At 69.0% G+C, this 15,271-nt stretch carries 15 protein-coding genes; 7 read left to right on the top strand and 8 right to left on the bottom strand.

Features of this window, described 5'->3' with window-relative positions; all coding sequences use genetic code 11:
* The first annotated feature begins 93 nt into the window (after positions 1-93).
* Positions 94-957, top strand: a complete 864-nt coding sequence (locus ACF8NF_RS21795; RefSeq protein ID WP_012203816.1) for a DMT family transporter — start codon at positions 94-96, stop codon at positions 955-957.
* Positions 958-996: 39 nt separating this feature from the next.
* On the opposite strand, the gene ACF8NF_RS21790 is transcribed toward ACF8NF_RS21795, so the two are convergent.
* Both ACF8NF_RS21790 and ACF8NF_RS21785 read right to left on the bottom strand, forming a co-directional pair.
* Positions 997-1,926, bottom strand: a complete 930-nt coding sequence (locus ACF8NF_RS21790; protein WP_126313100.1) for a tripartite tricarboxylate transporter substrate binding protein — start codon at positions 1,924-1,926, stop codon at positions 997-999.
* 3 nt (positions 1,927-1,929) lie between these two features.
* Positions 1,930-2,859 (bottom strand): LysR family transcriptional regulator, encoded by a 930-nt coding sequence (locus ACF8NF_RS21785; RefSeq protein WP_392451266.1) that lies wholly within the window; start codon positions 2,857-2,859, stop codon positions 1,930-1,932.
* A 145-nt stretch (positions 2,860-3,004) separates the two neighbouring features.
* On the opposite strand from ACF8NF_RS21785, the gene ACF8NF_RS21780 reads away from it, so the two are divergent.
* Complete coding sequence (locus ACF8NF_RS21780) at positions 3,005-4,393, top strand: hypothetical protein (protein ID WP_392451265.1); 1,389 nt, start codon at positions 3,005-3,007, stop codon at positions 4,391-4,393.
* Between the two features lie 358 nt (positions 4,394-4,751).
* On the opposite strand, the gene ACF8NF_RS21775 is transcribed toward ACF8NF_RS21780, so the two are convergent.
* Positions 4,752-5,642, bottom strand: coding sequence for a LysR substrate-binding domain-containing protein (locus ACF8NF_RS21775; RefSeq protein ID WP_016450106.1), 891 nt, complete (start codon positions 5,640-5,642; stop codon positions 4,752-4,754).
* Positions 5,643-5,706: 64 nt separating this feature from the next.
* Entirely contained in the window at positions 5,707-6,105 is a 399-nt protein-coding gene (locus ACF8NF_RS21770; protein WP_026062990.1) for a hypothetical protein, read from the bottom strand.
* 713 nt (positions 6,106-6,818) lie between these two features.
* On the opposite strand from ACF8NF_RS21770, the gene ACF8NF_RS21765 reads away from it, so the two are divergent.
* The gene (locus tag ACF8NF_RS21765; RefSeq protein ID WP_034367775.1) at positions 6,819-8,897 is read left to right on the top strand and encodes a bifunctional 2',3'-cyclic-nucleotide 2'-phosphodiesterase/3'-nucleotidase; all 2,079 of its coding nucleotides are present in this window, start codon (positions 6,819-6,821) and stop codon (positions 8,895-8,897) included.
* 72 nt (positions 8,898-8,969) lie between these two features.
* Here ACF8NF_RS21765 and ACF8NF_RS21760 read toward each other — a convergent pair whose 3' ends face one another.
* On the bottom strand, positions 8,970-9,578 hold the full coding sequence (locus tag ACF8NF_RS21760) for a PaaI family thioesterase (RefSeq protein WP_046987361.1): 609 nt from the start codon (positions 9,576-9,578) through the stop codon (positions 8,970-8,972).
* Positions 9,579-9,683: 105 nt separating this feature from the next.
* On the opposite strand from ACF8NF_RS21760, the gene ACF8NF_RS21755 reads away from it, so the two are divergent.
* Together ACF8NF_RS21755 and ACF8NF_RS21750 are read left to right on the top strand one after the other, a co-directional pair.
* Positions 9,684-10,157 carry a MarR family winged helix-turn-helix transcriptional regulator gene (locus ACF8NF_RS21755; RefSeq protein ID WP_016454289.1) on the top strand — a complete coding sequence of 158 codons (474 nt, stop codon included), beginning with the start codon at positions 9,684-9,686 and terminating at the stop codon, positions 10,155-10,157.
* A 35-nt stretch (positions 10,158-10,192) separates the two neighbouring features.
* On the top strand, positions 10,193-11,476 hold the full coding sequence (locus ACF8NF_RS21750) for an MFS transporter (RefSeq protein ID WP_017406746.1): 1,284 nt from the start codon (positions 10,193-10,195) through the stop codon (positions 11,474-11,476).
* Positions 11,477-11,506: 30 nt separating this feature from the next.
* Here ACF8NF_RS21750 and ACF8NF_RS21745 read toward each other — a convergent pair whose 3' ends face one another.
* Together ACF8NF_RS21745 and radC are read right to left on the bottom strand one after the other, a co-directional pair.
* Positions 11,507-12,166 (bottom strand): Smr/MutS family protein, encoded by a 660-nt coding sequence (locus ACF8NF_RS21745; RefSeq protein ID WP_013803859.1) that lies wholly within the window; start codon positions 12,164-12,166, stop codon positions 11,507-11,509.
* Positions 12,167-12,228: 62 nt separating this feature from the next.
* Positions 12,229-12,909 carry a DNA repair protein RadC gene (gene radC / locus ACF8NF_RS21740; protein ID WP_160853355.1) on the bottom strand — a complete coding sequence of 227 codons (681 nt, stop codon included), beginning with the start codon at positions 12,907-12,909 and terminating at the stop codon, positions 12,229-12,231.
* A 97-nt stretch (positions 12,910-13,006) separates the two neighbouring features.
* Here radC and ACF8NF_RS21735 point away from each other — a divergent pair, with 97 nt between their 5' ends.
* On the top strand, positions 13,007-13,477 hold the full coding sequence (locus ACF8NF_RS21735) for a peptidylprolyl isomerase (protein ID WP_016450099.1): 471 nt from the start codon (positions 13,007-13,009) through the stop codon (positions 13,475-13,477).
* A gap of 1 nt (position 13,478) precedes the next feature.
* Positions 13,479-14,477, top strand: coding sequence for a 4-hydroxy-3-methylbut-2-enyl diphosphate reductase (gene ispH, locus ACF8NF_RS21730; RefSeq protein WP_392451264.1), 999 nt, complete (start codon positions 13,479-13,481; stop codon positions 14,475-14,477).
* 76 nt (positions 14,478-14,553) lie between these two features.
* Here the strand turns inward: ispH and ACF8NF_RS21725 are convergent, their stop codons facing one another.
* Positions 14,554-15,252 (bottom strand): HPP family protein, encoded by a 699-nt coding sequence (locus tag ACF8NF_RS21725; protein ID WP_017406743.1) that lies wholly within the window; start codon positions 15,250-15,252, stop codon positions 14,554-14,556.
* Between the last annotated feature and the right edge of the window lie 19 nt (positions 15,253-15,271).

Below are 15,271 nucleotides of genomic sequence, written 5' to 3'. Positions count from 1 at the left end.
TGCATAACAGTTCTTTTGAATTGTATTGGACTGTCTATGGAAGATCCGTCCGTGCAATGGCCCACTGCCTGCTGCAAACCAAGGAGCTTTGTGATGGACAAGACAAGCAGCGGGTGGATCAACGGATTCATCGGCGTGGCGATCTTTGCGGGATCGCTGCCGGCCACCCGCGTGGCGGTCGCCGACCTGGACCCCACCTTTCTGACCTGTGCGCGCGCCAGCATCGCGGCATTGCTGGCCCTGGCCATGCTGCTGGCGCTGCGCCAGCCCCGGCCCGCGCGTGCCGACATGCCTTCGCTGGCGCTGAGCGCGCTGGGCGGCGTGGTGGGCTTTCCGCTGCTGACCGCGCTGGCGCTGCAGTACGTCACCTCGGCGCATTCCATCGTCTTCGTGGGCCTGCTGCCCCTGTCCACGGCCGTGTTCGCCGTGCTGCGCGGCGGCGAGCGCCCGCGCCCGGCCTTCTGGCTGTTCTCGCTGGCGGGCGCGGCCTTCGTGGCCGGCTATGCGGCCGTGGGCGGGGCCGGGGGCTCGCTGCGCGGCGATCTGCTCATGCTGGCCGCCATCATCGTCTGCGGCCTGGGCTATGCCGAGGGCGCGCGCCTGTCGCGCACGCTGGGCGGCTGGCAGGTCATCAGCTGGTCGCTGGTGCTGGCCCTGCCTGTCATGCTGCCCGCCGCCCTGCTCAGCATGCCGGCATCGCTGGCCGATGTGGGCCGGCCCGCATGGCTGGGCCTGGCCTATGTCTCGCTGTTCAGCATGCTCATCGGCTTCGTGTTCTGGTACCGGGGCCTGGCGCAGGGCGGCATTGCGGCCGTGGGCCAGATCCAGCTGCTGCAGCCCTTCATGGGCCTGGGCCTGGCGGCCCTGCTGCTGCACGAGCAGGTGAGCTGGGGCATGGTGCTGGTCACCATGGCCGCCGTGGTCTGCGTGGCCGGGGCGAAGAAGTACGCGCGCTGAGCCCGTCCGGCGTGGTGCGGGGGGAGCGATGCAGGGCGGTCAGCGCCCGGCCTCGCGCATCACCTGCTGCGCGAACTCTGCGGCCGAACCCTCGAACGGCTGGTTGCTGGCCGCCTCCAGCCGGCTGCGGATGGCCGGCGCGCGCAGCGCCTGGGCCACCGCGGCATTGATGCGCTGGGCCAGCGCTGGCGCCATCTGCGGCGGCGCGAACAGGCCGAACAGCGAATCCAGATTGGCCTGCGCATGGCCCAGCTGCGCCAGCGTGGGCACATCGGGCAGGGCTGCCAGCCGCTGCGGCGCGCCCACGGCCAGGGCCTTGAGGCGGCCCGCGCGCAGCGCCTGCAGCTGCAGCGGCGCCACATTGGTGGACAGCAGCTCGAAATGCCCGGCCAGCGCATCGTTGAGCTGCTGGCCCCCGCCCTTGTAGGGCACATGCACGATGGGAATGCGCGTGGCCTGCTCTATGCGCTGCAGCACGGCGTGGCCCGTCGTGCCCTCGCCCGTGGTGGCCCAGCGTATGCCGCCGGGCATGCCGCGCGCCTCGGCCAGCATGCCCTCGAAATCTGCGGCCTTCAGCGCCGGCGTGCCCACCAGCAGCATGGGCGTGCGCATCACGCCGGCCACGGGGGTCACGGAGGCTGCGGCCAGGCCCACGGCGGTGGCGGCGGCAAAGACCAGGGTGCGGCCGTCGGGCGCGCTGCGCGCCAGCAGCTCCAGCGCCACGGTGCCGCTGGCGCCGGGGCGGTTGTCCACGATCACGGGCGTGCCCCATTGCTGCGCCAGTTGCTCGGCCAGAGCGCGGGCCACCATGTCGCTGACACCGCCTGCGGGGTAGGCCACCACGATCCGCACGCTGGCGCCCGGCCAGGCAGGCCGGGCCGGCCATGCCTGGGCGGGCCAGGCCAGCGCGCAGGCGCCCGCCGCCAGCAGGGCGCGCCGGCCGGTATCGGTGCCTTGCGGTGCCCGCATGCCTCAGCCGTCCGGCGCCTGGTGGCGCTGCGCCAGCTCACGCGCCAGGGTGATGAAGGTGGCCGCGGGTCCTGCGCCGCCGGTTTCCGTGCCGGCCTCGCGGTGCACCAGGGTGAGCGGGGCGCTCAGCCGCACGGCGGGCTCGAAGGCGCGGTAGACCACCGCCTCGGGATGGGCGCCGCGCACCGAGGCCGGCACGATGGACAGGCCCACGCCCGCCGCCACCAGATTCACATTGGTCATCATGCGTTCCACCTCGGCGGCCACCTCCACCTGTACCCTGTGCCGGGCGCACAGCGCCAGCAGGTTCGCATACAGCCCCGGCGCGCCCGTGCGCCGCACAAGGATCAGGCGCTCGCCATCGAGCTGCCTGAGCGCCACGGGCCGCGATGCATCGCGCGCCAGCCTATGGTCCACGGGAATGGCCAGCAGCGCGGGCTCCTGCAGCAGCGTCTCGAACACCAGGCCTTCGGGCCGGGCCACCGGCACGCGCAGAAAGCCGCAGTGCATGCGCCCGGCCTGCACGGCCTCGGTGATCTCGGCGGCATTGTTCTCGCTCACATCCAGCGCAATGTCGGGATGGCGGCCACGGCACAGGCGCAGCACCTCGGGCGTGAAGGCATGGGCCGCCGCCGAGCTGGTGAAGCCCACATGGATGCGCCCGCGCTCGCCGCGCGCAAAGGCCTGCATGCGGTCGCGCATGGCGGTGAAGTCGGCCAGCAGCCGTGTGGCCTCGCCCTGCAGCTCCAGGCCCGCGTCGGTCAGGTCCACGCCCTTGGGGTGGCGCCGGAACAGGGCAATGCCCAGCTCCTCCTCCAGCGCGCGGATCTGCTGCGACAGCGGCGGCTGCTGCATGCCCAGCAGCTCGGCCGCGCGCGTGATGTGGCCGGTATCGGCCACGGCCAGGAAGTAACGGAGATGGCGCAGTTCCATATATGTGAAAAGTATCCAGCCGATATCCTAAAAATCTTTGAAATATTGGACAAGCCTCTACAAAATCCCATCCAGTCACCGATGAGACCGCTTGCCGCGGCGCGGCAGGTGACTTCCAACAAGAAGCCAAGACAGGAGACAAGGCATGCAAGCATCCGCGTATTTCCCCCTGCGTCCCGCCAGCGCCTCGCTGCTGGCCGCGCTCGCCCTGGCCGGTTGCGGCGGCGGCTCGGCCGTGCTGCACGGGCCGGTCACCTCCATCGAGACCGCGCCCAAGAGCACGGCCTGCCCTGCCGAGATTCCTGCGGGCGTCAGCTGCTGGGCCGGGCAGGACTCCAAGGGCGCCTACTACCTGATCGCCAAGCCCGCGCAGTGGAACGGCACCCTGGTGCTGCACGCCCACGGCGGCCCCGACCTGGCCGCGCCCACCGCCGCCCGTGCGGCCGAAGACCTGGTGCGCTGGTCCATCATGGTGCGCGCAGGCTACGCCTGGGCCGGCTCCACCTACCGCCAGGGCGGCGTGGAAGTGCGCGCCGCCGCAGAGGACACCGAGCGCCTGCGCGGCATCTTCCGCCAGCATGTGGCCAAGCCGCAGCGCACCATCCTGCACGGCCAGTCCTGGGGTGCGGGCGTGGCCGCCAAGGGCGCGGAAATGTTCAACGAGCAGACCGTGGGCGAGCGCCCCTACGACGGCGTGCTGCTGACCAGCGGCGTGCTGGGCGGCGGCACCCATGCCTATGACTTCCGCACCGACCTGCGCGTGGTCTACCAGTACCTGTGCGGCAACCACCCGCGCCCCAATGAGCCGCAGTACGCGCTCAACCTGGGCCTGCCCGCTGACGCCAAGATGCGCCAGGCCGACGTGGCCCTGCGCGTGAACGAATGCCTGGCGCTGGACAAGCCCGCCGCCCAGCGCACGGCCGCGCAGCAGGCGAAGATCGACACCATCACCAAGGTCATCAAGATCCCCGAAAGCGCCATCCAGTCGCACATGAACTGGGGCACCATGCACTTCCAGGACATCTCGGCCAAGCGCACGGGCGGCGCCAGCCCCTTCGGCAACGAGGGTGCGGTCTATGCGGGCTCGGCCGACGATGCCGCGCTCAATGCCGGCGTGCTGCGCTACCGCGCCGACCCTGCGGCCTACCGCAAGTTCGCCGATGACACCGACCCCGTGGGCAAGATTGGCGTGCCGGTCCTCTCGGCCAAGTGGATCAGCGACCCCACGGCCTTCGTGGAGCTGGATGCGCGGTTCCGTGCGGTGATGCAGCAGGGCGGCAGCGGGGACCGGCTGGTGCAGACCTTTACGCGGCAGGGGACGCACAGCTATATCAGCGATGCGACCTATCCCACCTTGATGACTGCGTTGATGCAGTGGGTGGAGGCGGGGGTGAAGCCGACTGCTGCGGGGATTGCTACGGCTTGTTCTGCTAATGAGGCCAAGTTTGGGGTGGGGTGTAGTTTTGATGCGGCTTATGTGCCGGCTTCTTTGAGTACTCGGGTGCCTGAGAGGCAGCGGCCTTCTTTGCAGTGAGCGGGTTTTTGACCCTGCCGGGGGGTGTTTTTTCGAGGCCGGGTTTCGGCCCGGCGGCCGACCTCCTTTTCTTTGATTCGTCACCGGTACGCCCGCCGAAGAAAAGGAGGCAAAAGAAAGACGACCCGGATGTCCGCGACCCCTTCGCTGCGCTGCGGGGCAACCTGCGTCGGGCCGCCTGCGGGGTTCGCCGCAGAACTCACTGCGCGCTGCGCGCTCCGTTCAGACAACTGCGGCGAGTCAGTTGACGAAGCAGTCCTGTCCTTCGGCAGGACTGCAACCCCGCAGGCGGCCCGACGCAGGCGCTGACATACGGGGAGTTCGCTCGGGCCTTTGCTGCGCTCGGCCTGGGGTTTTTTTAGCGGGGCATGTTGGTTCTGGTGGCGGGGGCCAGTTGCGCCGCGAACTCGCGCGCCGCTGCACTGTAGCTGGCGCCTCGGCGCCACAGAAGGCCTGCCGTGCGGATGAGTTGGGGGGCGACCAGGTGGATGGCCACCATGTCCGTGGCCTGCTGGGCGGCGCGCTCGGGGACGATGGTGGCCATGTCGCCCCAGCGGCACAGCGCGATCAGCGATTCCACCGAGCCCATTTCCGCGCGCAGCAAGGGCGTGACGCCTGCGGTGCGCAGCCCGTCCTCGATCAGGCTGCGCGTGTAGAACGTGCGCGGCAGCAGGGCCAGGGGCACGCCGGCCAGCGACTTGACGGACAGCGTGCGGCGCCCGGCCAGCGGATGCGAGGGGTTGACCAGCAGCATCATGCGTTCGTCGAACAGCGGCAGCGCGTCCAGCTCGGCGCGCTGGGGCGGGTGAAAGCTCACGCCCAGGTCCAGGCTGCCGTCCAGCAATCCCTGCTCCACGGGCGGGGCCAGCAGCTCGATCACCACCACGTTGACCTTGGGATAGGCGCGCATGAAAGCCGCCACGGCCGGGGCGACCAGGGTGTTGAGGAAGGTGGGAATCACACCGATGGTCAGCGTGCCGGTCTGCAGCTCGCTGAGGTCGGCCAGGGCCATGCGCCCGGCCTCCACCTCATGCAGCGCACGCTCCGCATAGTTGCGGAACACCACGCCTGCCTGCGACAGTTTCAGCCCCCGGCCAATGCGCTCGAACAGCGCCATGCCCAGCTCCTCCTCCAGCTGGCGCAGCCCATGCGAGAGCGTGGACTGCGTGACATAGAGGTTCCTGGCCGATGTCGTCAGGTGCTCGGTCTTGGCGATATCGACAAAGTAGCGCAGCTGGCGCAGTTCCATGGGTGAAGGCAAGGGGGTGTTCGGCGGGCCAGTTTCTCACAGAGATACGGGCGCGCCGCACAGTTCACTCGCCGTCGTCCTGGTCCACGAACTCCACCAGCTCCGGCAGCATCTCCAGCTGCTGGATAGCATCCTTGAGCCGCAGGCCAAAGCGTGATTCCGGCCGCCCGAAGGCGCCCTGCGCCAGCCGCAGCGCCGCCGTTGCCTTGATCCACTCCACCTCGAAGGCATAGCGGTCCGCATGCTGCTGGACACCCATGCGCTTGATGTGCTCCAGCGCCAGCTCCACGGCGCAGTCCACATCGACTTCGCTGTCGTCCCTGTCGGGGTCGTCGACCATCAGTTCGATCAACTGCTGCAGCGTGCTCTGCACCAGGCCCAGCGAGGCGTGCATGGCCTGCCGCCAGGTGGGAAGAAAAGGTGGTTGGGGAGGGGCCGCCTGAGCGGCGGTGAGAGGGTGCATGTCTTGGTTCCTGTATGAATCAAGAGAACCACACGCCACCGTACGACGGGCAACGGGTGGACGGGATGTTCGTAACACGTATACAGACGTGCGGCCATCCTTGCGGGTAAGCCCATCCCGTCCAAAACCGTTGGAGACGGACGCGCGACGACGCATCTGCCCCAGGAATCTGGACATGACAAAGCCCCCTTCAAGGTGGGGGCCGCACCTCTGTATTGGTGTTACGACACACCAAGCCTTTCGGCCTGCCGCAAGTTTAACGGCTGCGTATCAAGAAACCAGGCCGAGCGCAGCGAAGGCCCGAGCAAGCTCCCCGTATGTCAGCGCCTGCGTCGGGCCGCCTGCGGGGTTGCAGTCCTGCCGAAGGACAGGACTGCTTCGTGATCTGACTCGCTGCGGTTGTCTGAGCGGAGTTCACGCAGTGAACGCAGCGAGTTCCGCAGCGAACCCCGCAGGTGGCCCGACGCAGGTTGCCCCGCAGCGAAGCGAAGGGGTCGCGGACATCCGGGTCGCCTTTGCTTTGCCTACTTTCCTTTGGCGAAACAAAGGAAAGTAGGTCGGCCGCCGGGCCGAAACCCGGCCTCGAAAAACAACCCCCCGGCAGGGACAAAAAACAGCACCTGACCAAGACCAGACCAGAACAGACCAGCTGTCACACCCCTGTAAACCCCCACCACCACACTCCCCCCCTTCACCACCCCCACAAAAACCACATGCCGCTGAGCAAACTCCCCACATTGCAATCCCTGCTCCTGTCCCGCCGCCTGGCGCTGAGCGTCCTGGCCAGCGCCGCGCTGGTGGCCGCCTGCGGTGGCAGCGACAGCAACGACAGCACGACGCCCCCGGTGGCCAGCCAGCCCGCGACGGCCACGCTGGCGGTGCTGGAGACCACGGATCTGCACTTCAACGTGCGCAGCTATGACTATTTCAAGCTGGCCGAGGATGCCTCCTACGGCTTCGAGCGCACGGCCACGCTGGTGCGCGCGGCGCGCAAGGAGTTTGCCAATACGCTGCTGGTGGACAACGGCGACACCATCCAGGGCACGGCCCTGGCCGACTACGAGGCCGAGGTGGCCAAGATCCCCTGCACGCAGCAGCTGTCCATGTACAAGGCCATGGGCGCGCTGGGCTTCGATGCGGGCACGCTGGGCAACCATGAGTTCAACTACGGCCTGCCCTTCCTGAACCAGGTGCTGGGCGGCGGCCTGGACGTGGACGGCGTGGACAAGTCGGTCAAGTGCGCGGGCAATGGCTTTCCGGTGGCGCTGTCGAATGTCTACAGCAGCAAGACCAAGCAGCCGCTGGTGCAGCCCTACGTGATTCTGGAGCGCAAGATCGCGGCCAAGGACAAGGATGGCAAGGCGGTGGAGCTGCCCATCAAGATCGGCGTGATCGGCTTCACCACGCCGGGCATCATGAACTGGGACAAGCGCTATCTGGAGGGCAAGCTCTACACCGAAGGCGCCGTGGAGTCCGCCCAGAAGTACCTGCCCGAGATGCGCGCCAAGGGCGCCGACGTGGTGGTGGCCATGCTGCACGGCGGCCTGGACGGCGCGGCCTACTCGCCGACGATGGAGAACCCCGGCCTGCACCTGAGCAAGGTGGCCGGCATCGACGCCATGGTCATGGGCCACCAGCACGGCGTGTTCCCCGATACGGCGGCCACGCCGGCGTTCACGCAGGCGGGCGTGGACAACAAGGCGGGCACCATCAACGGCGTGCAGTCGGTGATGGCCAGTTCCTGGGGCAAGGCGCTGGGCGTGATCCAGCTGGCGCTCAAGTGGGACGGCAAGCAGTGGAGCGTGGACAAGAGCGCGGGCAAGAGCGAGCTGCGCAATATCCAGACCGGCAAGGACGCCGCAGGCAAGGCCACCTACGTGGCCGTGGACCCGACGGTGGCGCCGCTGATCGAGAGCCAGCACCAGGCCGCCATCCAGTACGTGAAGACGCCCATCGGCAGCACGGACTTCCGCATGAGCACGCTGTTCGCCGATGTGGGCGACCCGGGCGCCATCCAGATCGTCAACCAGGCGCAGCGCGACTATGTGGCCGACTATGTGAAGGCCAGCCTGCCGCAGTACGCGCAGCTGCCCGTGCTGTCGGTGAGCGCGCCGTTCAAGTCGGGCTTCCAGGGCGGCGCCGACTACACCGACGTGGCCGTGGGCCCGCTGGCCATCTACAACGCGGCCGACCTGTACCTGTACCCCAACACCGTGTATGCGGTGAAGGTGAATGGCGCCGACATCAAGGACTGGCTGGAGGCCGCTGCCAAGCGCTTCAACCAGATCGATCCGGCCAAGACGGGTGAGCAGCAGCTGATCAGCACCTTCCCGGGCTACAACTTCGACATGTTCACCACGGCCGATGTGCAGTACGAGATCGACGTGACCCAGCCCGTGGGCAGCCGCATCAAGAACCTGCAGTACCTGGGCAAGGCCATCGACCCCGCGCAGGAGTTCGTGATCGCCACGAACAACTACCGCGCCACCAGCGGCAAGAGCTTCATCGCCAAGCTCGACGGCTCCAGCGCCATCTGGGCCTCGCCGGACGCCAACCGCGACGTGGTGATCGGCTACGTGCGCAAGAACGGCAGCATCACGCGCGCTGCCAATGGCGCGGCCAAGAGCTGGCGCTTCACCAAGGTGGCCACCTCGGCCAACGTGGTGTTCAGCTCCGGCGCCAACGCGCTGCCGGTGGCGCAGGCGGCGGGCCTGGCCAACATCTCGCTGGTGGCGGCCGATGACGGCTCGGGCAAGGGCACGTCCAAGTACCGCCTGGATCTGTCGAAGTAAGTTCCGGCAGGCAAGCAACAAAAAAGCCCCGTGCATCTGGCACGGGGCTTTTTTGCTTGTGCCGAACGGGCTTCAGCGCGCAGGCGGCATCTCGAACACCAGGCAGGTGGTCGTGGCATGGGCGTAGAGCGTGCCGTCGGGGCCGACCAGGCGCGCCTCGGCCGTGGCCAGCTGGCGGCCGCAGTGCAGCACGCGGCCTTCGGCGCGCACGCGCGGCACGCGCGGGGTCAGGGCCTTGACCAGGTTCACCCCCAGCTCGGCCGTGGTGTAGCCCCGGCCCGGCGGCATGCAGGTGTGGACGGCGCAGCCCAGCGCCGAGTCCAGCAGGGTGGCGAACCAGCCGCCGTGCACCGTGCCCATGGGGTTGAGATGGTTGGCGCCGGGGCGGCCCTGGAAGACGGCGCTGCCTTCGCCCACGGAAATCAGCATGAAGTCCAGCGTGCGTGCAATGGGCGGGTAGGGCAGTTCGCCGCGCAGCATGGCCTGCATCAGCTCCAGCCCGCTGCGGCCTGCGACCTGGTCGGGGCGCGACACGCCTGCGCCGGGGCCGGCGTCCAGCCGGAGGGTGACCGCCTGTTCCTCGTCCAGCCAGGCTTGCAGGGCAGGGGAGATGGCGCCGGAGGTGACGCTGGAGGTTGTGTTGCGGGCGGCCTGCTCCGGGGAGTGGGTGCGGGTGTCCATGGAATGTCTCTCTTTCATTGGGAAAAGTGCGGGCGCCAGGCTGTCTGGGATGGCGGCGTGGATATTATTGTATCTACAACAGTTGTATATGCAATAATCTGCGCCATGCCAGTGAATCCAGACATCCTCGCCGTGCCCCAGGGCTGCACCAACCACCGCGTGCGCCAGCTCATGCGCAGCGTGGGCCAGGTGTACGACGCCCATCTGAACGAGACGGGGCTGCGCATCACCCAGTACTCGCTGCTCAGCCATGTGCTGGCCGCCAGTCCGGTGCGGCCCTCGGACCTGGCGCGGCGCATGCGCATGGACGCCTCGACGCTGACGCGCAACCTCAAGCCGCTGATCGACGCCGGCTGGGTGCGCATGGGCCAGGGCGAGGACCAGCGCAGCCGCCTGGTGCACATCACCGACGCGGGCCAGGCCAAGCGCGAAGAGGCCAAGCAAAGCTGGAAGACCGCACAGAACGAGCTCAACGCCCGCGTGGGCCTGGAGCGCGTGGCGGCCCTGCATGCGCTGATCGACGAATGCCTGGTGCTGCTCGATGGCGATGGCCACGCTGCAGACGGCCCGCAGGCGTAGGCCCTACCGAATTCCCAACCCCCGAAGAGACTCCCATGCTCTCCAACTCCACGGCGCGCTGGCTGCAGCGGCGCGGCATCCACTACGGCTGGCTGGTCGCGGCCATCACTTTCCTCACCATGCTGACCATGTCGGCGGCGCTGGGCCTGCCGGGCGCCATGCTGCAGCCGCTGTCGCGCGAGTTCGGCTGGAGTACGGAGCAGATATCGAGCAGCCTGGCGCTGCGCTTTGCGCTGTTCGGCCTGCTGGGGCCGTTTGCGGCGGTGATGATGGAGCGCTTCGGCCTGCGTGCCGTGATGTGCATGGGCCTGGCCCTGGTGGGCGGCGCCATGGCGATGGTGACGCAGGCCACGCAGCTGTGGCATCTGTTTTTGCTGTGGAGCCTGCTGCTGGGCATGGGCACGGGCCTGACGGCGCTGGTGCTGGGCGCCGTGGTGGCCAACCGCTGGTTTGCGGCGCGGCGGGGCCTGGTCATCGGCGTGCTCACGGCCAGTGCGGCCACGGGGCAGCTGGCCTTCCTGCCGCTGGCCGCCTGGATGATCGAGCACTGGGGCTGGCGCTCGGCCACGGTGCCGGTGTTCGTGGCCAGCGCCTTGATTGCCGTGCTGGCTTTGCTGTTCGTGCGGGACCGGCCTTCGGACCTGGGCCTGGCGCCCTTTGGCGGCGATGCCTCGGCCCCGCCGCCACCGGCCATGGCCATGAACTTCGGCACGCCCTTCAAGGTGCTGGCCGAGGCCGCGCGCAACCGCACCTTCTGGCTGCTGGCGGGCACCTTCTTCATCTGCGGCCTGTCCACCAACGGCCTGGTGCAGACGCACTTCATCTCGCTGTGCGGCGACAACGGCATGGGCGCGGTGCCCGCCGCGTCGGTGCTGGCCATGATGGGGGCCTTCGACTTCGTGGGCACCGTGCTGTCGGGCTGGCTGTCGGACCGCTACGACAACCGCAAGCTGCTGTTCTGGTACTACGGGCTGCGCGGCCTGTCACTGTTCTGGCTGCCGCATTCGGAGTTCACCTTCTACGGCCTGGGCCTGTTCGCCATGTTCTACGGGCTGGACTGGATCGCCACGGTGCCGCCCACGGTCAAGCTCACGGCCCAGCATTTCGGGCCGCAGAAGGTGGGGCTGGTGTTCGGCTGGATCTTCGCGGCCCACCAGCTGGGCGCGGCCGCCGCTGCCTGGGGCGCAGGCCTGACGCGCACGTTGCTGCTGACCTATACGCCCGCGCTGTATGCGGCCGGCCTGGCCTGCCTGGTGGCGGCGGTGATGGCGCTGGTGATAGGGCGGGCGCGCAAGGCGGCGGCGGTGGCCGCGGCCTGAACCCCATCACCGCTCACGCCATCCACGCCTTCAGTACAGCTGGCGCTTGCCCGGCTGCAGCAGGACGACCAGGGCGCCCGCGCCACCTTCGGCCGGGCGGGCCTGCACAAAGGCCAGCACTTCCTTTTTCTGCACCAGCCAGCGCAGCACGCGGCCCTTGAGCACGGGGGTCTTGCCGGGCGAGCCCAGGCCCTTGCCGTGCACCACGCGCACGCAGCGTATGCCGGTGCGGTGGGACAGGCGGATGAACTGGCCCAGCGCCTCGCGCGCCTCGTCCACGCGCAGGCCGTGCAGGTCCAGCTGGCGCTGGATGCTCCACTGCCCGGCGCGCAGCTTGTGGGTCACGTCCAGGCCGATGCCGGGGCGCCGGAAGCTGAGCTGGTCGTCGGTGTCCAGCAGGGTGCTGACGTCGAACTCGTCGCTCATGGCCTCCTGCAGCACGCGCTGCTCGTCCAGCTCCAGCTGCAGGGGCAGCGGCTCGGGGGGCTCGGGGGCATGGAGGTGGCGGGCGTGCGCGGACTTGAGCGCATGCACCGGGCCCACGGTGTTTTCGAACAGCTTTTGCTCGGCCAGGAGGCGGCGCGCCGCCTCGGCGCGCTGCTGCTGGAGCAGGGCCTCTTGGGCGGCGGCTTCGGCCAGTGCGCGGCGCACTGGCGCGAGATCCTGCAGGCTGGTGGCTTTCAAAGTCATGGTGACGCCGGTTGTACCGCAATTTCGGCACCCCGGCGGCCATGGCGGGCCCAGCCGGGGTCCTACAGCATCCCCTGGCCCGCCATGGACAGCGCGGCGCCCGGCGCGACGATCACATGGTCCAGCACCTGGATGTCCATCAGGCCCAGGGCAGCCTGCAGGCTCTGCGTGACGGCCCTGTCCGCAGCGCTGGCCTGGACATGGCCGCTGGGGTGGTTGTGGGCCAGGATGACGGCACCCGCGTGGTGGTGCAGGGCGCGCAGCACCACTTCCCGGGGGTAGACGCTGGTGCGCGTGAGCGTGCCGCGGAACATCTCCTCCAGCGCGATCAGCCGGTGCTGGCTGTCCAGGAACAGCACGGCGAACACCTCGTGCTGGCGTGCTGCCAGGTGCAGCTGCAGGTAGCGCGCCACGGCCTCGGGCGAGGCCAGGGCAGGGCGCTCGCGCAGTTGCTCGGCCGTGGCGCGGCGCGCCAGTTCGAGCACGGCCAGGAGTTGTGCGCTCTTGGAAGGCCCCAGCCCCTTGATGGCCTTCAGGTCGGCGTGTCCGGCCTGCAGCAGCCCGGACAGGCCGGGCCGGCCGGGCAGCTGCAGCAGTTCCTGGGCCAGCTGCAGCACGCCCTTGCCGGCCATGCCGGTGCGCAGCACGATGGCCAGCAGTTCGATGTCGGAAAGCGCCGAGGGGCCGTGTGCCGCGAGCCTTTCGCGCGGCTGGGCCTGGGCGGGCAGGTCTTTGAGAGCCATGGTTCAGCCAGGTGAGGGGCGCCGCAGGGGCACCGTTGCACGGGGCGTGGGGACATGGATGTTTTTCTACAATACGGGCCAGTTTATCGGGACTTCCATGACCTCTAGCGCTTCTTCCCCGGCCCACCCCACGGTCCAGGCCGGCTCGTTCCTTACGCTGCACTACCGCCTGTCCGGGCCTGCAGGCGATGTGATCAACACCTTCAACGACAAGCCCGCCACGCTGTCCCTGGGCGCGGGCGAGCTGTCGCCCGCCGTCGAGCAGCGCCTGCTGGGCCTGGCCGAAGGCACGCGCACCACGTTCGAGATGCCGGCCGGCGAAGCCTTCGGCGAGCGCAACGGCGACATGATGCAGTGGGTGGCGCGCAAGCTGATGAACGAGCTGGGCGACCCGCACGAGCAGTACGCGCCCGGCGACGTGGTGCAGTTCCCCACGCCCGACGGCCTGGGCAGCTACGCGGGTGCCGTGGTGCAGGTGCGCGAGGACGGCGCCGTGCTGTTCGACTTCAACCACCCGCTGGCCGGCCAGCCGGTGACCTTCGAAGTGCAGATCATCGGGGTGCTCTGAGGTGCCGGATACGACCTCGCCCCAGGAAATCCTGCTGGCCGAGCCCCGGGGCTTCTGTGCCGGCGTGGACCGCGCCATCGAGATCGTGGAGCGTGCGCTGGCCAAGTTCGGCGCGCCCATCTACGTGCGCCACGAGATCGTGCACAACACCTTCGTGGTCAACGATCTCAAGGCCAAGGGAGCGATCTTCATCGAGGAGCTGGATGACGTGCCGCCCGGCGCCACCCTGGTGTTCAGCGCCCACGGCGTGAGCCGGGCAGTGCAGGAAGAGGCGCGGCGGCGCGGTTTCTCCATCTTCGACGCCACCTGCCCGCTGGTGACCAAGGTGCATGTGGAAGTGGCCAAGCTGGCCAAGGAAGGCTACGAGTTCCTGATGATCGGCCACAAGGGGCATCCCGAGGTCGAGGGCACCATGGGCCAGCTGTCCGAGGGCATCCACCTGGTCGAGGACGAGGCCGATGTGGCACGTGTCACTCCCCGCCAGACCGAGAAGCTGGCCGTGGTCACGCAGACCACGCTGTCGGTGGACGATGCCGCCGGCATCACGGCGGCCATCCGCGCGCGCTTTCCGCAGGTGCGCGAGCCCAAGCAGCAGGACATCTGCTACGCCACGCAAAACCGCCAGGACGCCGTCAAGGTGCTGGCGCCGCAGGTGGATGTGCTCATCGTCGTGGGCAGCCCCACCAGTTCCAACAGCAACCGCCTGCGCGAGCTGGCCGCGCGCCTGGGAACGCCCGCCTACATGGTGGACAACGCGGGCGAGCTGTGCGAGGAATGGTTTGCCAATGCCGGGCGCGTGGGCCTGACGGCCGGCGCCTCCGCCCCCGAGGTGCTGGTGGACGAGGTCATCCAGCGCCTGCGCCAGCTGGGCGCGCTGTCGGTGCGCAAGATGGATGGCATCGAGGAGACCGTGAAGTTCCCGCTGCCCAAGGGCCTGAAGATCGACGTGGCCACGGGCCTGGAGATCTCCGTGGGCAAGCAGCCCGAGACGGGCGGCTGAACCGCAGGCGCAGCGGACATTGGCCAAAAAGCAAACGGGCGCCTGGCGCCCGTTTTGCATGGTGGGGCCGAAAGCCTCAGCTCCACAGATCCAGCGGCGGATCGGAGGCCACGGCGCGCAGGATGTCGGTGCGGCTGATGAAGCCGGCCAGCAGGCCCTGCTCATCGGTCACGGGCAGGCCCGGCAGGCCGGTCTCCAGCAGCACGCCGGCCACGCGGCGCAGGTCGGTGGTGGTGGCCACCGTGGGTATGGGGGAGATCATGACCTCGTTCACGGGCCGGCGCGCCAGGGCAATGGCGTCCTTGATCGCACCGGGCTCGGGCAGCAGGTCCAGCGGCGCCATGTCGGCACGCAGCAGCAGCCCGACCACGCGGCCACCGGCATCCAGCACGGGGGCCTGGGCCACGCCGTGCTCGGCCAGCACGCGCCAGGCGTCGTTGACACCGGCCTCGGGCGACACCGTCACGGCCTCGTGGCTCATCACGTCGGCCACGGTCTGCAGGGGCTGGCGTGGCTGGCTGGGGCCTTTTTCCGTGGAAAGGTAGGCATCGACCGCGCCACGGCTGCGCGGAGCGGGCTCCGGCGCGCCGGCAGGCTGGCCCGCGAGGTCGGCCAGGATGGCGGGGAACGAGGCGGCTGCATCGTCGGCCATCACATCGGCCGAGCGCGTGCGCAGGGCCTGCGGGCGTTGTACGCGGCGCACGGGCGCCACCTGGCCCAGCCGCTCGGCGGGACCGCGAAACATCTGTCCGTTGGGACCGAAGACAAAAAACATGGGTGCTCCCGGGTGCGCA

This window comes from Delftia sp. WSY_22, assembly GCF_043104185.1.
Classification (GTDB): domain Bacteria; phylum Pseudomonadota; class Gammaproteobacteria; order Burkholderiales; family Burkholderiaceae_C; genus Comamonas; species Comamonas tsuruhatensis.
This window is presented reverse-complemented; position numbering and strand designations above follow the sequence as displayed.